The organism is Pseudomonas sp. GW822-FHT04C11, assembly GCF_058800905.1.
In genome coordinates this window covers 458656-475038 of the sequence record NZ_JBXAMS010000001.1, presented here as the reverse complement: position 1 = coordinate 475038, position 16383 = coordinate 458656, and the positions used below count along the sequence as shown (strand labels likewise).

The following is a 16383-nucleotide window of genomic DNA, read 5'->3' as shown; positions in this document are numbered from 1 at the left end:
CTCAATTCCCCTTGTTCAGGCTGGCGTCGCCGTTTTCGTCGCCTTCATCGGCAGCGGAAAGCGGACGGGCCGGAGTACGTTGCTGCCCGGGACCACCGTGGCTCGGTTCGGCACCTTCGTTGATCTTCGGCCCTTTGCGCACCAGGCGCATCATGTAGCCCAGACCGACCCCGAACAGCGAGAAATACACCACGACGAACAGCGCCAGGGTAATGCTCATCTGCAGGAAACTGTGCATGGATGAAGCATCGGCAGTGCGCATCAGCCCGTACACCACCCACGGCTGACGACCAATTTCAGTGGTGAACCAACCGGCAAGGATCGCGATCAGGCCCGATGGCCCCATCCACAGCGCCAGGTAGAGGAACGCACGGTTCGAATACAGCCTGTCACGCTTGCGCAGCCACAGACTCCACAGACCGGTGAAGATCATCAGGAAGCCCAGCCCGACCATGATCCGGAACGACCAGAACACAATGGTCGAGTTCGGCCGGTCTTCAGGCGCGAACTCCTTGAGTGCCGGAACCTGTTTGTCCAGCGAGTGAGTCAGGATCAGGCTGCCCAGGTACGGAATCTCTACCGCGAATTTGGTCTTCTCGGCTTTCATGTCCGGCCAGCCGAACAGGATCAGCGGGGTCGGCTCATTGCCGACGTTTTCCCAGTGACCTTCAATCGCGGCGATTTTTGCCGGCTGATGCTTGAGCGTGTTGAGGCCGTGGAAGTCGCCGATCACCGCCTGAATCGGTGCAACGATCAAGGCCATCCACATGGCCATCGACAGCATGGTGCGAATCGCCGGATTATCACGGCCGCGCAACAGATGCCAGGCGGCCGACGAGCCGACGAAGAATGCAGTGGCAACGAATGCTGCCGTAGCCATGTGCATCAGGCGGTAGGGGAACGACGGGTTGAAGATCACCGCGATCCAATCCACCGGAATCACCTGACCGTTAACGATTTCGTAGCCCTGCGGGGTTTGCATCCAGCTGTTGGAGGCCAGAATCCAGAACGTCGAGATCAGCGTGCCAATAGCCACCATGACCGTGGCAAAAAAGTGCAGCTTGCGCCCGACCCTGTTCCAGCCAAACAGCATGACGCCGAGGAAACCGGCTTCGAGGAAGAACGCCGTGAGCACTTCATAGGTCAGCAGCGGCCCGGTGACGGAACCGGCAAAGTCCGAGAAGCGGCTCCAGTTGGTGCCGAACTGATAGGCCATGACCAATCCGGAGACCACGCCCATGCCGAAGTTGACGGCAAAGATCTTCGACCAGAAGTGATACAAATCACGGTAGGTATCGTTGTGGGTCTTCAGCCACAAGCCTTCGAGCACCGCCAGGTAACTCGCCAGGCCGATGGTGATCGCCGGGAACAGGATGTGAAACGAGATGGTGAACGCGAACTGAATTCGGGCGAGATCAAGTGCCTCCAAACCGAACATAAGTCTTCCTCTGTCTGGTAATACGGCTGCTGGCTGGGAGCCTGCACCCACCGCCCCCACGGTTATGGAGTGTGGCGAATTCAAATTCGTTGTTTTTTACAACCATCGCAACGCAGGGAGTCTGGCCATCTGGCCGTCAGAGCAAATCCACCAAGGGTTTTGATCTGGATCAAGTAACGATGAAAGAGTAGTCCCATTTTCAGCGCCCGACTGTGTGGTCTTTTGCCGCGTGACAGGTTGCCTCACCGTTCTGTTCAGGGCTGCGGTATTGGCTGTGGCGAAGACAGGACGCGGGCTGCAGGATAGGTGTCTAGCTAACTAAATTCTCCGCACACGCAACTTCAGGTTACAAGTTGGTGATAATCTCGATTTTTCCTCGCTCAGAACTACCCGCCGATGCCGACCCAAGCCCCGCTGTTGTTGCGCCATCACCGCCCATTCATTGCCTTCTGGCTGGCGCGGGTGTTCACCGCCAGCGGTTTCCAGATGCTTACCGTGGCCATCGGCTGGAATCTCTACCAACTCACCGGCAACGTGCTGGACCTGGGTCTGGTCGGGCTCGTGGAGTTCGCGCCACGGGTGTTGTTCATGCTCCACACCGGGCATGTGGCAGACCGCTATGACCGGCGCAAGGTCGCGGCCATCTGCCAGTCCGTGCAGGCGATGATCGCGCTCGCCCTGGCGATTGGCAGTGCCACTGACCACGTCACCCGCGAGATGATCTTCATCCTCGCGTTCCTGCTCGGCGCCGCCCGCTCATTCGAAATGCCGACCACCCAGGCCTTATTGCCGACGATTGTCCCCAGTGCACTGTTTCCGCGCGCGGTGGCCGCGTCCCAGTCGGCTCAGCAATCGGCAACCATCGTCGCGCCAGCGCTGGGTGGTTTGCTGTATGCCTTCGGCAGCGTCTGGGTGTATGGCCCGACGGTGATTTTGTACCTCATCGCCTGCAGCCTGATGCTCAACCTGCCCGCACGACAAACCCCGCTGAACAAGGGCAAGGCGACCCTGGATTCATTGCTTGCAGGGATTCGCTTCATTCGCAGCCGCCCGGACATTCTTGGGGCGATCTCCCTGGATTTGTTCGCGGTATTGCTCGGGGGCGCCACGGCGCTGCTGCCGGTATTTGCCAAGGACATCCTGCTGACCGGCCCCTGGGGACTCGGGCTGCTGCGCTCGGCGCCAGCGGTCGGGGCCTTGTTGATGTCGTTATGGCTGGCGCGGTTTTCCGTGGAGCGCAACGTCGGACGCGTCATGTTCACCGCCGTCGGGGTGTTCGGCGTCGCAACGATCGCCTTCGGTCTGTCGACCTCGTTCTGGTTCTCGCTGGCGGTGCTGGTGGTGCTCGGCGCGGCCGACATGATCAGCATGGTGATCCGCGCGTCCTTCGTGCAACTGGAAACCCCGGACGAAATGCGCGGCCGGGTCAGCGCGGTGAACGGCTTGTTCATCGGTGCCTCGAACCAGTTGGGCGAATTCGAATCTGGACTCACTGCCCACTGGTTCGGCACTGTACCGGCGGTGGTAATGGGCGGGATCGGTACGCTGCTGGTCACCGGGACATGGATCAAACTGTTCCCGACCCTGGCACAACGCGACCGCATGCATGTGCCGGTAGATGAAACGAAGGCAAGTACCGAGCGTTTGCCAGGTGAACAAAGCAGCATTTAGGCGACGCAGGGCGGTACATAGTTAGTGCATAAGGTGTAATGTATCGCCTTACACTGACGCCATGATCAAATCCTTTCAGCACAAAGGCCTTCGTGGCTTCTATGAAACCGGTTCGACTCGTGGGATCCGCACCGATCATGCGAAACGCCTGGCCCGCATGTTGCCGTCATGGATCGTGCACTGAGCCCGGGCGACCTGGACCTTCCCGGTTGGCGCCTGCATCCGCTCAAGGGCGATCTTCAGACCTATTGGTCACTGAACGTTTCCGGGAACTGGCGGCTGATTTTTCGCTTTATCGGTTCAGACATCGAACTGGTCGACTATCTGGACTATCACTGAACAGGAGGCAGGACATGCCTATGCACAACCCGCCACACCCTGGCGAAACACTTCTGCTGGATGTGTTGCCGGAACTCGGCGTCAGTATCACCGAGCTGGCCAAGCGGCTTGGCTACGCCCGCCCGCATTTCTCGCGGGTGCTTCACGGTCATGCCCCTATCAGCCCGGATCTGGCAGTACGGCTGGAGCGCGCCGGTATCGGCAAGGCAAGAACCTGGCTAGGCGTTCAGACTGACTACGATCTCTGGCAAGCCGAGCACCGCGAACAGCCCCCCATCGAGCGTTTCGCCGCCCAGGCGTGAAAGCCGCTACGCCAGCAACTCCCCCGCCACCGCAGCCCTGACGGCTTTGCCACACAGTCGTTCAACCAGCACCAAGGCAAACGCCAGGGCAGCGCTCGAACCTTGAGCGGTGATGCAGTTGCCGTCGATGACCACGGGTTGATCGACGAATGTGCAGCCGAGCAGTTGATGACTGGCCGCAGGCAGACAGGTCATGCGCCGCTGACGCAATACGCCAAAGGCTTGCAGCGCCAGCGCCGGCGACTCGGCGATACCGGCAAACATGCGCCCGGCGGCGGATTGATCCTGGACCAGCTGTAACAAGGGTTGATGAGCCGCCAGGCGCTGTGCGCCGACGGCGCCACCCGGCAAAACGACCAGGTCGAAAGGTTGCGCCAACACATCGACCAGCATCGCGTCGGCAGTCAATCGGGTGCCACGGGCGCAGGTGAGCATGCGCCGTGACTCGATGCTCGCCACCACCACTTCGACTTTCGCCCGGCGCAACACGTCGATCAGTGTCACGGCTTGCAGGTCGTCGATACCTTCGGCAAGGGTAATCAGGGCTCTAAAGGTCATGGTCTGCGTCCACAGGGTGATCCTTAAAGCGTAGTCAGCTTTGTCGACAGATGTTCGAGCCTGCTGTTACCCCGTGAAAGTTACTTGATGTACAGCTGCGTCGACATCCTATTGCCCGGTGCATTGATCGAGGTATTGCTGAAGGTGAAAGTGCCTTCCTGCTTACCCGCCAGATCAAAGGTGTAGAGGTTGCCGACGATTTTGCTGGCCACCCCGGAGCATTCCGTCAAATTGCCGTTGCCATAGGCGCAGACAGGCGCCCGCACGCCATTGACTTCAAAGCCGTCCAGCGTTGCATTCGGCAGGCGGCCGTAGCCGATCTCCAGCACGTAGATCTTGATGTTGGGGCCTGCGTGATCGCACTTCGTCTTGTCCTGCCCTGGCGCAATATCTTCAATGCCGCAGGAGGTCGACTGGACCTTGAGCACCTTGACTTCGCTCAGCGGTGGTGCGGACGCTGCCAGTGCGGTGTGCGCACCGAGCAGCATGGCACCAGACAAGCCAAAAGCCAGAATCATCCTGTTCTTTATAGAAGACATATCCACTCCCAAAACCAGCGCGCAGTATGCCCCACTCCCTCAAACTGCAAAACATCGCCGACGATCAACGCCATTAGGCAGCCATAGCCGCACGCTGCTGGTATGATGCGCGGCTTTTTCCGACCGACAGAAAATACTCAGGCGCCTGGCACGGCCTGTGCTTTGCTGTTGAAGTCGATACATTCACGGCGCCGGGTGCGCCACGAGGAGCAGGCATGCTGGAAAGGCTGTTTCAACTCAAGGCACACAACACCAACGTGCGTACCGAGATTCTTGCCGGTATCACCACCTTTTTGGCCATGGCCTACATTCTGTTCGTCAACCCGAGCATCCTCGGCGAGACCGGCATGGACAAGGGCGCGGTGTTTGTCGCGACGTGCCTGGCAGCGGCCATTGGCTCGACGGTGATGGGCCTGATCGCCAACTACCCGATCGCGCTGGCGCCAGGCATGGGCCTGAACGCCTTCTTCACCTACACCGTTGTCCTGCACATGGGCCATACCTGGCAAGTGGCGCTGGGGGCGGTGTTCATCTCGGCGGTCATGTTTTTCCTGTTGTCGATCTTTCGCATCCGCGAATGGATCATCAACAGCATCCCGCTGGCCTTGCGCTCGGCGATTGCCGCCGGTATCGGTCTGTTCCTGGCGCTGATCGCCCTGCACAACGCCGGCATCGTGGTCAGCAACCCGGCGACCATGGTTGGCCTCGGCGACCTGAAACAACCGGCACCGATCCTCGCGACCCTGGGTTTTGCGCTGATCGTCGCCCTCGAAGCCCTGAAAGTGCGCGGTGCAGTGCTGATCGGCATCCTGGCCGTGACCATCGTTTCCATCGCCCTGGGCTTCACACCGTTCGGCGGCGTAATGGCGATGCCACCTTCGCTGGCGCCGACCTTCCTGCAACTGGACATCAAGGGTGCGCTGGACATCGGCCTGGTCAGCGTGATTTTCGCTTTCCTGTTCGTCGACCTGTTCGATAACTCCGGCACCCTGATCGGCGTCGCCAAGCGCGCCGGCCTGATGGGCAAGGACGGCCACATGCCGAAAATGGGGCGTGCGCTGATCGCCGACAGCACCGCGGCCATGGCCGGTTCCCTGCTGGGCACCTCGACCACCACCAGTTACATCGAGTCGGCAGCGGGCGTCAGTGCCGGCGGTCGTACCGGCCTGACAGCCGTCGTAGTGGCCGTTCTGTTCCTGCTGGCGTTGTTCTTCGCACCACTGGCCGCCAGCGTACCGGCCTTCGCCACTGCACCGGCCTTGCTGTTCGTCGCCGTACTGATGACCTCGGGCCTGGCGGAAATAGACTGGGACGACATCACCGTCGCCGCGCCCGTGGTCGTTACCGCGCTGGCCATGCCATTCACTTACTCCATCGCCAACGGTATAGCGTTCGGGTTCATTTCCTGGACCGCTATCAAGTTGCTGTCCGGCCGTGGCCGTGAGCTGAACTCGGCGTTGGTGGTTCTATCGATTCTGTTCGTGATCAAGTTGGGTTGGTTCAACGCATGACTTTCGATTCCCAGGCTTACACGGCTCAGCTCGAAGAAAAGGCCACGCGCTTGCGTGACCTGCTGGCGCCGTTCGATGCACCCGAACCTGCAGTGTTCGACTCACCGCTGGCGAACTTTCGCCTGCGCGCCGAATTCCGCTTGTGGCGCGAAGCCGGCGAGCGTCATTACGCGATGTTCTCCCAGGAAGACAAACGCACGCCGATCCTGATCGAAGAGTTCCCGATCGCAAGCCTGCGCATCAACCAGTTGATGCCGCAGCTCAAGGCCGCCTGGCAAGCCAGCGCCGCCCTGAGCCACAAGCTGTTTCAGGTGGAGTTCCTGACCACCCTGGCCGGCGATGCGATGATCACCTTGTGTTATCACCGCCCGCTGGACGAGCATTGGCACGCGGCCGCGTCGAAACTGGCCGCCGACCTCAACGTCAGCGTAATCGGTCGCTCCAAGGGCAAACGCGAAGTGATCGGCCATGATTATGTGGTCGAGAAACTTGAAGTCGGTGGTCGCACCTTCAGCTATCGCCAACCGGAAGGCGCGTTCACCCAGCCGAACGGTACGGTGAACCAGAAGATGCTCAACTGGGCTTACGACGCTCTGGGTGATCGTTGCGACGATTTGCTGGAGTTGTATTGCGGTAACGGCAACTTCACCCTGCCGCTGGCGACCCGCGTGCGCAAAGTGCTGGCCACCGAAATCAGCAAGACCTCGGTGAATGCGGCGCTGAGCAACCTCAGTGAAAACGCTGTGGATAACGTCACCCTGGTGCGTCTGTCTGCCGAAGAGCTGACCGAAGCGCTGAATGAAGTTCGCCCGTTCCGCCGTTTGCACGGCATTGATCTGAAGAGCTACGAGTTCGGTAGCGTGTTCGTCGACCCGCCGCGCGCCGGCATGGACCCGGACACGTGCGAGCTGACCCGACGCTTCGAGAACATTCTGTATATCTCGTGCAATCCGGAAACGCTGGCGGCCAACATCGCCCAATTGCACGACACCCACCGCATCACCCGCTGTGCGATGTTCGATCAGTTCCCGTGGACGCACCACATGGAATCCGGGGTCTTGCTGACCCGGCGTTGATTGCATTCGCTCAATACAAAAAATCCGGCCGAAGCCGGATTTTTTATTCAACCGATCACTGCATCCACGGTGGAGGCGGTTCTTCGGTTTTACCTGGTGGGGCGTCGTCTGCGGCGCGAACCGCTTGCCGTCGCTCCTCGTCAAGGCGTGCGGCCTCGATCTCACGCATGATGCCGCCCACGTCCGCCAGCTCTTCCGGCTCGTCGAACTCACCGGTCAGGACGCTGGCCGGGTGCAGGGTGCCGGCTTCATACAGGGCCCACATTTCCTTGGCGTACTTGGTCCGCTTCAACTCCGGCGCAAAGCGCCCGAAGTACGAGGCCATGTTGCCCACGTCGCGCTCCAGCATGCTGAACGCGTGGTTGTTGCCAGCAGCATCGACTGCCTGGGGCAAGTCGATGATCACCGGACCATCCGGGGTCAGCAGTACGTTGAACTCGGACAGGTCACCGTGCACCAGACCGGTACACAGCATCAGCACGATCTGTGAAATCAGGAAGGCGTGGTATTCACGCGCCTGATCCGCTTCCAGCACCACGTCATTGAGACGCGGCGCGGCATCGCCGTACTCGTCCGCCACCAGTTCCATCAGCAGCACGCCTTCCAGGAAGTCGAACGGCTTGGGGACTCGCACCCCGGCACTGGCCAAACGGAACAATGCCGCAACCTCGGCGTTCTGCCAGGCGTCTTCGGTTTCTTTACGACCGAACTTGGAGCCCTTGGCCATCGCGCGAGCCTGACGGCTGTTACGGACCTTGCGACCTTCCTGATACTCGGCCGCCTGACGAAAACTTCGTTTATTCGCCTCCTTGTAAACCTTGGCGCAACGTAACTCGTTGCCGCAGCGCACCACATAAACAGCTGCTTCTTTACCACTCATGAGTGGGCGCAGCACCTCGTCAACCAGACCGTCCTCGATCAGCGGTTCAATGCGTTTTGGAGTCTTCATCAGCTTTTATTGTGGGTCCTTTATTACCAAACACGCGAATGTCACTCGTTATACGGCAATCCTCTCCCGTCGGGGAGGGGTTGCCGACCTATGAACGTTGCAGATGCACCCAATGTGCCAGATTAATCAGGTAAACCCTGTTGAGCGACGAAGATCATAGCCGAGAGTCAGCCGCACGTTGGCGACTGGATCAGCAGGCATTTGCGACAGCGTCTGAGATCAGACAAGCCACTCCTTGTAGGATTTTTACCAATAGTCCTCAATTTCCGCCTCTGGCGGCCGAAGTCATCAAAGAGAAAGGAGTTTGTCCGACAATCCGCGGGGCGTCAGCACTACGTGGGCTTAATAAGAAAAAAACTGGAGCGCGGATGAACATCAAACAAAAACTGACGTGGGCGTTTGCAATCATCGCCTGCTTGCCGGTTGTGCTGGTCGCCACCCTGGTGGTCATGAACCTGCGCAGCGATGCCAAAGATAACTTTGTCGACGGCAGCGGTCGAGAGATCCGCCAGGTCAGCAACGCCATGCAACTGTTCTTCGACGGCATCAGCCAGAACGTCAACTACCTGGCCTCCCAGCCGCTGATCAAAAACACCGACGCCAGTCTCAAAACCTACATGAGCGCCAATGCGACGGAAATTCCGCAAGGCGAGATGGACAAGCAGGTGTTTGCCTTGCTGCAAGACCTGGGCGCCAGTCATCCGTCGTACGCGTACGCCATCGTCGGCACCAGTGCCGGGGGTTACGTGTCCTGGCCCGATGACCCGAAACTGGCCAATTACGACCCGCGCCAACGTCCCTGGTACAAGGCAGCGCAAGCCAAACCGGGCAAACCGTTTCGCACCGAGGCTTATTACTGGGCTCAGGATGATGCGACTTACGTCAGTACCGTGCGCACCCTCGACAATAAGCTCGGCGCCAATGGCGGCGTGGTCAGCATCGACGTGACGCTCAAGCAGCTCACCGAGATCGTCAAACAGATCAAGCTCGGTGAAACCGGCTACCTGATGCTGATGGAAAACAACGGCACGGTGCTGGTCGACCCGAAACAGCCAGAGCACAACTTCAAAGCGCTGGGCAGCCTGGGCGACGGTTACGCGCAACTGGCCAAGGCTGGCAAAGGCCTGGTCGAAGTCGAGTTGAACGGCGAGCGCTACATGGCCAACGTCTGGCCGTCGGAGCAACTGGGCTGGACCTTCATCGGCCTGATCAAGCAAACCGACGTGATGAGCTCTGCCACTGCGCTGACTTGGCTGATCGCGATCATCGCCGCCGTACTGGCGGTATTCTTCGCCGTGGTCGGCGCCAGTTTCGCCAGCCTCATCGTGCGGCCGATCCGCAGCGTCGCCAGCGGTCTGGAAGGCATCGCCCAAGGTCAAGGTGACTTGACCCAGAACCTGCAGATCCGTGGCAGCGACGAAACCGCGCAACTGGCCAACTGGTTCAACCAGTTCCTCGCCGCGATTCGCAGCCTGATCCAGCACATCGGCGGCGCTGCGACCAAAATTCTTGCCAACTCGCAAAGCGCGACCCAGGTCTCCAGCGACATGGCCGACGCCGCCGGGCGCCAACGTGAAGCGGTGGACATGGTGTCCACGGCGTTCCACGAGATGGTCGCCACCGCCAACGAAGTCGCGCGCTCCTGCAGCCAGGCCGCCGAGTCGGCCGACAGCGGCCAGCGTCAGGCCCGCGAAGGTCAGCAACAGATCGATGCCGCCGTGCACAGCGTCGACAAGTTGAGCCAGGAAATCGAACAATCGGCGCAGTCGATGCAGCAGCTGGAACGCGACAGCAATGACATTCAGTCAATCCTCGGCACCATTCGCTCCATCGCCGAGCAAACCAACCTGCTGGCACTGAACGCTGCGATCGAAGCGGCTCGCGCTGGCGAGCAGGGTCGTGGTTTTGCGGTGGTGGCCGATGAGGTTCGCGCACTGGCCAAACGCACGGCCGATTCCACCGCGGAAATCGACGGACTGCTCGGCAACCTGGCCAAGCGCACCAGCCAGGTCACCCAGCAAATGCACGCCAGCCTCGAGGTGTCGCAACAGTCGGTCAGCCGGATCGGCGAAGCGCGCAACAGTTTCGGGCAGATTCGCGAATCGGTGGATGTGATCCGCGACATGAACACCCAGATCGCCACCGCCGCCGAAGAACAGCATCAGGTCGCCGAAGACATCAACCGACACATCAGCCAGATCCATGGCGATGCGCAGTTGGTGGCCGAACTGGCCAACTCGGCACGGCTCGACTCCCAGAGTCTGGCGGGGTTGTCGAATGAGCTGGACGGGCTGGTGCGACGGTTCCGTACTTAATCACCTCGATCGCCCCAGCAGACACTGCCCCCTGTGGCGAGGGAGCTTGCTCCCGCTGGAGCGCGAAGCGGTCCCCATTCAGTCAACGCGGTCTATCAGGTAGACCACATTTTCTGGATTACGACTGCTTCGCCCGAGTGCGGACCGGCCGGCGGGAGCAAGCTCCCTCGCCACAATTACTGTTTGAACAACTCTCCCGGGGTAAACCCGAACAGGCTTTTGAACGCGGCAATAAACGCCGACGTCGAGTCATAACCGCTGGACAGCGCCGCCGTGGTCACGCTGTTACCGTCTTCCAGCAAACTCAATGACGACAACAGCCGCATGCGCTGGCGCCAGCTGCGGAAACTCAATCCGGTTTCACGCTGGAACAGGCGCATCAAGGTTTTCTCCGACGTCCCCAATCGTTCGGCCCATTCATGCAACGTCACGTTCTGTTCAGGGCTTTCGATCAGTTCGTTACACAACCCAAGCAAACGCGGGTGACGTGGCAACGGCAGAGAGAAACCGACTTCCGGCAGGCTCGCCAGCTGATCCAGCAGCACCTCGACCAGGCGTGCTTCACGGCTGTCACCCTCTGGGTAGTCCACCGGCAACAGGCAAAAACTCTTGATCAGCTCACGCGCCAGCGGCGTGACTTCCAGCACCCGACAACGCTCGTCCGCCCAGGCGCATGCCTCGCGCCGTACATAGAGGCTGCGCATTTCCGCGCGCATCGAGGTCACCACCTGGTGCTCCAGATCAGCCGGAATCCAGATCCCCCACTGCGGCGGCGCAAAGAAACTGCCCTCGGCGGTGTGTACGCCGAGCACACCACTGATGGCGTAGGAAAACTGCACCCAATCGTGGCGATGAGGTGGCGTCCACGAGCCGGCGCTGAGGCTTTCCGCACGGGCATATAGCGGGCGCGGCAACGCTGTCAGGGTCGGGATGGTCCGTTCAAGGGAAATTTGTCCGTTAGCCGGCATTGGTTGGCCTTATGTCGCAAGACGGGCGAAAGTCTTGACCTTAGGCTAGGTCATCCCTTCTGACAATGCCTTCGGTGCCCGTTATGCATGCCTTCAAACACCTCAAACGCGTGGTCACCGACTGGTTCCTGTGCGGGATGCTGATCGCCACGCTGCTGTCCTGGGTCTTCCCGCACTTCGGTGCAACGGGGGGCGCGATGCATGCTGAGTGGGTGATCAACATTGGCGTGTTCCTGGTGTTCTTCCTGCACGGGGTCAACCTGTCGAGCGAGCAAATCCGCCACGGTTTGAAAAACTGGCGCCTGCACCTGATGGTCCAGGGCTTCACCTTTCTGGTGTTCCCGCTGATATGGCTGATAAGCGACAAGCTGCTGGGCTCACACATTCCGTCGCTGCTGATGCTCGGGTTCTTCTACCTGTGCGCCCTGCCCTCGACCATTTCCTCTTCCGTGGCCTTGACCGGCAGCGCCGGTGGCAACGTGCCGGCGGCGATTCTCAACGCGAGCCTGTCCAGCGTACTGGGAATTTTCCTCACGCCATTACTGGTGAGCCTGGTGGTGGGCAGCGGCGCTGGCGGCATCGACCTGGGTTCAACCCTGCTCGATCTCTGTGCCATGTTGCTGTTGCCGCTGGTACTGGGTCAGTTGCTGCGGCCGCCGTTCGGCAAGTTTTTCAGTCGCCACAAGCGCTACACCAACATCGTCGACAAACTGGTGATCCTGCTGCTGGTCTACGCGGCGTTCTGCAACTCGATGGTTTCCGGGATGTGGCAGCAACAGGGCAATACGGTGATTCTCAGCGCATTGCTCGGCAGTGCCATGCTGCTGGCGATCATTCTGTGGATGACCACCCGCACCGCCCGTGCCCTGAAGTTCAGCCCCGCCGATGAGATCGCTGCAGTGTTCTGCGCCAGTAAAAAATCCCTGGCCGCCGGTGCACCGATGGCCGCGCTGATCTTCGGTGCCAACCCGGGGCTCGGTCTGATCCTGTTGCCGATCATGATCTATCACCCGCTGCAGTTGATCGTCTGCTCGGTGATGGCCGAGCGTTATGCCAACCGCAATCGGGTATTGGCCGAACAACAAAACACTGCGGTTCTCAGCGCTCAATAATGGCGGTCACTCCCTGACCTCCGGCGGCGCAGATCGAGATCAATCCGCGCCCCTTCCCGGCGGCGTCGAGCAGCTTGGCAAGGTTGGCGACGATGCGCCCACCGGTCGCGGCAAACGGATGCCCGGCGGCCAGTGAACTGCCTTTGACGTTGAGTCGGCTGCGGTCGATCGAGCCTAGCGCGGCATCGAGGCCGAGCCGGTTTTTGCAGTAATCCGGGTCTTCCCAGGCCTTCAAGGTGCAGAGCACTTGCGCGGCGAAGGCTTCGTGGATTTCGTAGTAGTCGAAGTCCTGCAAGGTCAGGCCGTTGCGTGCCAGCAAACGCGGCACGGCGTAGACCGGCGCCATCAGCAATCCTTCGGCGCCGTTGACGAAATCCACCGCTGCCGCTTCGCCGTCGCGCCAGTAAGCGAGGATCGGCAGGCCGCGCTCTTTCGCCCACTCCTCACTGCCGAGCAGCACCAGCGACGCGCCATCGGTCAGCGGTGTCGAGTTGCCGGCGGTGAGCGTGCCTTTGTCGCTCTTGTCGAATGCCTGTTTCAATGACGCGAGTTTTTCCAGTGTCACGTCCGGGCGCAGGTTGTTGTCGCGGGTCAGGCCGAGGAACGGGGTCATCAGATCGTTCTGCCAGCCTTCGGCGTAGGCCGCGGCCATTTTCTGGTGGCTTTCCAGCGCCAGTTGATCCTGCTCGGCACGGGGAATGTTCCAGGTCTGCGCCATCAACTCGCAATGCTGCCCCATCGATAACCCCGTGCGCGGCTCGCCGTTGCGCGGAAACTCGGGGATCAAATGCCGGGGACGCAATTGCAGGAAAGTTTTCAGCTTGTCGCCGGTGCTCTTGGCACGATTGGCTTGCAGCAGAATCTTGCGCAAGCCGTCGCTGACACTGATCGGCACATCCGATGTGGTGTCGACACCACCGGCAATGCCGCAGTCGATCTGCCCCAGGGCAATCTTGTTCGCCACCAGCAACGCCGCTTCCAGCCCGCTGCCGCAGGCCTGCTGAATGTCATAGGCCGGGGTGGTCGGTGACAGTCGCGAGCCGAGCACACATTCGCGGGTCAAGTTGAGGTCCCGGGAAAGCTTGAGTACCGCCCCCGCCACCACTTCGCCCATGCGCAGGCCATGCAGGTTGTAGCGTTCGATCAAGCCTTCGAGCGCCGCCGTCAGCATTGACTGATTACTGGCAGTGGCATACGGCCCGTTGGAGCGAGCAAAAGGAATGCGATTACCGCCGATGATCGCAACGCGGCGCAACTGAGTCATGAAAAGCTCCTATTCTGTGAAAGGCATAACCCACAAGCGTAGGCCTTATCTCGTGGGTCGAACGACTGATCGCGATTCATGGTCCACACCTTGAACCCCCACTGCCGGAGAGCCTTCCATGTCTGACCGTTATATCGACTTCGCCAATTCGGCCCTCGGCCACCGCCTGGTCGGGGCCCTTGGCCTGCCGTCGCCGGTTCGTCTGGAACGCTGGGAGGCCGGTCGCCTACGGCCCGTCAATGGCGCGCTGTTGATCGGTGGCGGCCCGCTGTCACAGAACGTCAGCGCGTTCGCCAACAAACTCACCGAGCAGATTTACAGCTACGGCCCCGAACCCTCGCTGGCCCAGGCGTGGATTCCGGGCCACGGTCCCAAGCTCAAGGCCGTGGTGTTCGACGCCAGTGACCTGATGCAGACCGGGCAACTCAAGCAGCTGCGTGAGTTCTTTCAACCGTTAATGAAAAACCTCGAGCACAGCGCCCATCTGGTGATTTTCGGGCGCGCACCGGAAACCTTGAGTGACCCGTTCGCCGCCAGTGCCCAACGTGCACTCGAAGGCTTCAGTCGCTCGCTGGCCAAAGAGTTGCGTAGTGGCGGCACCTTGCAGTTGCTGTATGTGGGGGCCGGAGCTGAAGGCCAACTCGAAGGGGCGCTGCGGTTTTTCCTCTCGCCAAAGAGTGCTTATGTCTCGGGACAGGTTGTGCGGCTGAACGCTTGCGACACTCAGGTCCAGGACTGGACTCGCCCGTTGGCGGGGCGCACGGCGCTGGTCACGGGCGCCGCTCGCGGGATCGGCGCATCGATCGCCGAAACCCTGGCCCGCGACGGGGCGCAGGTGATGCTGCTCGACGTACCACCGGCCAAGACCGATCTCGATGCCCTCGCCGCCCGCCTCGGCGGCCACAGCATCACCCTCGATATCTGCGCCGAAGACGCCGCTGCGCAATTGATCGAGCAATTACCGAACGGCATCGACATTGTGGTTCATAACGCGGGCATCACCCGCGATAAAACCCTGGCCAACATGACACCGGAATTCTGGGATGCGGTGCTTGCAGTGAACCTGAATGCACCGCAAGTATTGACCAAAGCGCTGCTCGACGGCGGCGCCCTGCACGATAACGCTCGGGTGATTCTGCTGGCGTCGATCAGCGGCATCGCCGGCAATCGCGGGCAAGCCAATTACGCCGCGAGCAAGGCCGGACTGATCGGTCTGGCGCAGGCCTGGGCGCCACTGTTGGCAGCGCGCGGAATCAGCATCAACGCCGTCGCCCCTGGCTTTATCGAAACCCGAATGACCGCGCAGATTCCATTTACCTTGCGTGAGGCGGGGCGACGCATGAGTTCACTGGGCCAAGGCGGACTGCCGCAAGACGTTGCTGAAGCCGTCGCCTGGCTGGCCCAACCCGGCAGCGGAGCGGTCAGCGGGCAAGCGCTGCGGGTGTGTGGGCAAAGTGTCTTGGGGGCCTGAACATGGAAACAGATTGGCATTCACAGAGCACTACACCGTACTTGCCCGAGTTGTATTGGCGGGCGGCGACGCGGCGCAAGATCACCGGCACCACCCTGCCCGAGGATGGCTTTCGTTGCTGGGTCAACGTTGACCTCAAGCGTTTGGCAGCCTATCGCAAGGTGTGCGGGTTTACCGATAACGGCCTGTTGCCACCGACCTATCCTCATGTGCTGGCGTTCGCCCTGCAGATGCAATTGCTCACAGCCAGGACGTTTCCGTTTCCGCTGCTGGGGCTGGTTCACCTGGCCAATCGCATCCGTATTCTGCGCCCCTTGGGCGCAGTCGCTCGAGTGCGGGTAAGCGTGCGGGTGCAGAACCTGCAACCCCACGCCAAGGGCGCGGTGTTTGAGTTGATCACCACGATTGACGACGCACTCGGGCCGCTCTGGGAAGCCGAAAGCCAGATGCTCTGCAAAGGCGTGAAGCTTCCCGGCGAAGCAATTGAGCCGTCGACGGATTCTGCCCTGACCATGAACGAGGTCACCCGCTGGTGGGCGCCCAGTGAGATTGGCCGGCGCTACGCCAGGGTTTCCGGTGACTACAACCCGATTCACCTGAGCGCTCCCAGCGCCAGACTCTTCGGTTTCCCCCGGGCCATCGCCCACGGTTTGTGGATCAAGGCGCGCACCCTCGCGGCCCTGAGCGGGCATCTGCCGACGTCGAACATCGAGATTGCCGTGCAGTTCAAGAAGCCCGTGCGCTTGCCCAGCGAGGTCTGCTTGCTGACCAGCGTTGCCGGCTCAAGCGGTGACTTCAAGGTGATCGGCGCCGGGGATCTGGAACACATGTCCGGCACCTGGCGACCGCTTGCCTGAAACGGCTCAGCCG

The 16383-nt window shown here is 60.8% G+C and carries 14 protein-coding genes and 2 pseudogenes; 10 read left to right on the top strand and 6 right to left on the bottom strand.

Annotated elements, in window-relative coordinates; translation table 11 throughout:
- Window position 1 precedes the first annotated feature (1 nt).
- Complete coding sequence (locus AC1RJ3_RS02115; RefSeq protein ID WP_103316873.1) at window positions 2-1438, bottom strand: cytochrome ubiquinol oxidase subunit I; 1437 nt, start codon at window positions 1436-1438, stop codon at window positions 2-4.
- 396 nt (window positions 1439-1834) lie between these two features.
- Here AC1RJ3_RS02115 and AC1RJ3_RS02110 point away from each other — a divergent pair, with 396 nt between their 5' ends.
- The 3 genes and pseudogenes from AC1RJ3_RS02110 to AC1RJ3_RS02100 all read left to right on the top strand — a co-directional run bounded on the left by AC1RJ3_RS02110 (window position 1835) and on the right by AC1RJ3_RS02100 (window position 3750).
- A complete protein-coding gene (locus tag AC1RJ3_RS02110; RefSeq protein ID WP_493077226.1) occupies window positions 1835-3109 on the top strand; it encodes an MFS transporter in 1275 nt (424 codons plus the stop codon).
- Window positions 3110-3170: 61 nt separating this feature from the next.
- Window positions 3171-3448, top strand: a pseudogene (locus AC1RJ3_RS02105) (type II toxin-antitoxin system RelE/ParE family toxin).
- 14 nt (window positions 3449-3462) lie between these two features.
- Window positions 3463-3750 (top strand): HigA family addiction module antitoxin, encoded by a 288-nt coding sequence (locus AC1RJ3_RS02100; protein WP_173860029.1) that lies wholly within the window; start codon window positions 3463-3465, stop codon window positions 3748-3750.
- A gap of 6 nt (window positions 3751-3756) precedes the next feature.
- Here AC1RJ3_RS02100 and AC1RJ3_RS02095 read toward each other — a convergent pair whose 3' ends face one another.
- Window positions 3757-4308 (bottom strand): DJ-1 family glyoxalase III, encoded by a 552-nt coding sequence (locus AC1RJ3_RS02095; RefSeq protein ID WP_103316880.1) that lies wholly within the window; start codon window positions 4306-4308, stop codon window positions 3757-3759.
- Between the two features lie 80 nt (window positions 4309-4388).
- Entirely contained in the window at window positions 4389-4847 is a 459-nt protein-coding gene (locus AC1RJ3_RS02090) for a DUF4879 domain-containing protein (protein ID WP_493077223.1), read from the bottom strand.
- Between the two features lie 215 nt (window positions 4848-5062).
- Here AC1RJ3_RS02090 and AC1RJ3_RS02085 point away from each other — a divergent pair, with 215 nt between their 5' ends.
- Both AC1RJ3_RS02085 and trmA read left to right on the top strand, forming a co-directional pair.
- Window positions 5063-6358: an NCS2 family permease gene (locus AC1RJ3_RS02085; protein ID WP_493077221.1), complete on the top strand. Its 1296-nt coding sequence runs from the start codon at window positions 5063-5065 to the stop codon at window positions 6356-6358.
- A complete protein-coding gene (trmA, locus tag AC1RJ3_RS02080) occupies window positions 6355-7434 on the top strand; it encodes a tRNA (uridine(54)-C5)-methyltransferase TrmA (protein WP_493077219.1) in 1080 nt (359 codons plus the stop codon). Before AC1RJ3_RS02085 ends, trmA begins: the two co-directional genes overlap by 4 nt.
- Window positions 7435-7489: 55 nt before the next feature.
- Here trmA and AC1RJ3_RS02075 read toward each other — a convergent pair whose 3' ends face one another.
- Complete coding sequence (locus AC1RJ3_RS02075; RefSeq protein ID WP_054595482.1) at window positions 7490-8383, bottom strand: PA4780 family RIO1-like protein kinase; 894 nt, start codon at window positions 8381-8383, stop codon at window positions 7490-7492.
- Between the two features lie 368 nt (window positions 8384-8751).
- Here AC1RJ3_RS02075 and AC1RJ3_RS02070 point away from each other — a divergent pair.
- Both AC1RJ3_RS02070 and AC1RJ3_RS02065 read left to right on the top strand, forming a co-directional pair.
- Window positions 8752-9840 (top strand): annotated as a pseudogene (locus AC1RJ3_RS02070) (cache domain-containing protein); the annotation flags it as partial.
- A 90-nt stretch (window positions 9841-9930) separates the two neighbouring features.
- Window positions 9931-10698 (top strand): methyl-accepting chemotaxis protein, encoded by a 768-nt coding sequence (locus AC1RJ3_RS02065; protein ID WP_371917654.1) that lies wholly within the window; start codon window positions 9931-9933, stop codon window positions 10696-10698.
- Window positions 10699-10874: 176 nt separating this feature from the next.
- Here the strand turns inward: AC1RJ3_RS02065 and AC1RJ3_RS02060 are convergent, their stop codons facing one another.
- Window positions 10875-11666: an AraC family transcriptional regulator gene (locus tag AC1RJ3_RS02060; protein ID WP_493077216.1), complete on the bottom strand. Its 792-nt coding sequence runs from the start codon at window positions 11664-11666 to the stop codon at window positions 10875-10877.
- Between the two features lie 83 nt (window positions 11667-11749).
- On the opposite strand from AC1RJ3_RS02060, the gene AC1RJ3_RS02055 reads away from it, so the two are divergent.
- The gene (locus tag AC1RJ3_RS02055) at window positions 11750-12778 is read left to right on the top strand and encodes a bile acid:sodium symporter family protein (RefSeq protein WP_054595479.1); all 1029 of its coding nucleotides are present in this window, start codon (window positions 11750-11752) and stop codon (window positions 12776-12778) included.
- Here AC1RJ3_RS02055 and AC1RJ3_RS02050 read toward each other — a convergent pair.
- The gene (locus AC1RJ3_RS02050) at window positions 12765-14042 is read right to left on the bottom strand and encodes an acetyl-CoA C-acetyltransferase (protein WP_493077214.1); all 1278 of its coding nucleotides are present in this window, start codon (window positions 14040-14042) and stop codon (window positions 12765-12767) included. The genes AC1RJ3_RS02055 and AC1RJ3_RS02050 overlap by 14 nt on opposite strands.
- Window positions 14043-14160: 118 nt before the next feature.
- Here AC1RJ3_RS02050 and AC1RJ3_RS02045 point away from each other — a divergent pair, with 118 nt between their 5' ends.
- Together AC1RJ3_RS02045 and AC1RJ3_RS02040 are read left to right on the top strand one after the other, a co-directional pair.
- Entirely contained in the window at window positions 14161-15513 is a 1353-nt protein-coding gene (locus AC1RJ3_RS02045) for a 3-oxoacyl-ACP reductase (RefSeq protein WP_489111315.1), read from the top strand.
- A 2-nt stretch (window positions 15514-15515) separates the two neighbouring features.
- Window positions 15516-16370: a MaoC family dehydratase gene (locus AC1RJ3_RS02040; protein ID WP_493077211.1), complete on the top strand. Its 855-nt coding sequence runs from the start codon at window positions 15516-15518 to the stop codon at window positions 16368-16370.
- Window positions 16371-16383 lie beyond the last annotated feature (13 nt).